Genomic DNA, 1,036 nt, shown 5'->3' with positions numbered 1-1,036 from the left:
ACCGCAACCAGTTTCGGTTTTTTCCGTTGGAGGAGTTCGGTGAGCCATCGAGAAGCATGTCTGCTTCGACCTGCTCTGACGTGCTGAAGAATAGCAGTTGCGCCAACCACCAACGTGCTCCGTAGCATTTCATCGCCGGCACGGGTGATCACCCCAAGCCTGACCTTGCCGGCAGTCGAATGGTCTTTGGGCGTCAGCCCGATCCAGGCGGCAAAATCTCGACCGGACTTAAACATCCGAGGGTCTGGGGTTTTCATCATCAAGAGCGATGCGCCAACCGGCCCAACACCCGGAATTTCGGCCAGGCGCCTGCTGCATTCATCGGAGCGATGCAACGCAGCCAATTTTTCCTCGACGGCTTTCGTCTCGGCAAGCAAGTCTCGATATTCAACGCCATGCATGGCAAAAAGCTCGCGGGCTAGTTCAGGTAGGGATTGATCAGCGGCTATTCGCTCCAATAGCGGTTCGATCCGGCACATGCCCGTGGCCGCGACAATGCCGAACTCCATGGCAAAACCGCGAATGGCATTGGCGAGCTGTGTCCGATTACGGATAAGTCTCTCTCGCACGCCGACCAACATCAATGCCGCCTGCTGGTCGGCGGTTTTCACCGGAACGAACCGCATGGTGGGTCGGCTCATCGCCTCACACAAAGCTTCCGCATCCGCCGCGTCATTCTTGCCGCGTTTTACATACGGCTTCGCCAGCTGAGGCGCGATCAATTTCACTTCGTGCCCGAAGGAAGCTAATAACCTCGCCCAATGATGAGCGCCTCCGCAGGCTTCGAGTGCGATGGAGGTAGGCGCCGCTTTCTCGAAGAATTTCACCATCTCCCTCCGCGAGAGCTTCTTGCGCAGGATCGGTAGCTCGGCTGCATTCACGCCATGCAATTGGAAAACGCTTTTTGACGTATCCATGCCAATTCGGATAATCTGTTCCACGGACGGTCTTCCCTCGATTGAGCTTTCAACGAACTCATTCTGGCACATCGCGATGCCGTTGGGAGCCGTCCACCCCAACACGGCAACCGGGCAAA

Annotated in this window: 1 protein-coding gene; it reads right to left on the bottom strand. The window is 56.9% G+C overall.

Annotated features, from left to right (window positions below):
- A partial coding sequence (locus QN224_RS33510) for an IS110 family transposase (protein WP_283980169.1) occupies positions 1 to 941 on the bottom strand: 941 nt, incomplete at its 3' end.
- Between the last annotated feature and the right edge of the window lie 95 nt (positions 942 to 1,036).

This window comes from Sinorhizobium sp. 7-81 (genome assembly GCF_030124405.1).
Lineage (GTDB): Bacteria > Pseudomonadota > Alphaproteobacteria > Rhizobiales > Rhizobiaceae > Sinorhizobium > Sinorhizobium psoraleae.
This window is presented reverse-complemented; position numbering and strand designations above follow the sequence as displayed.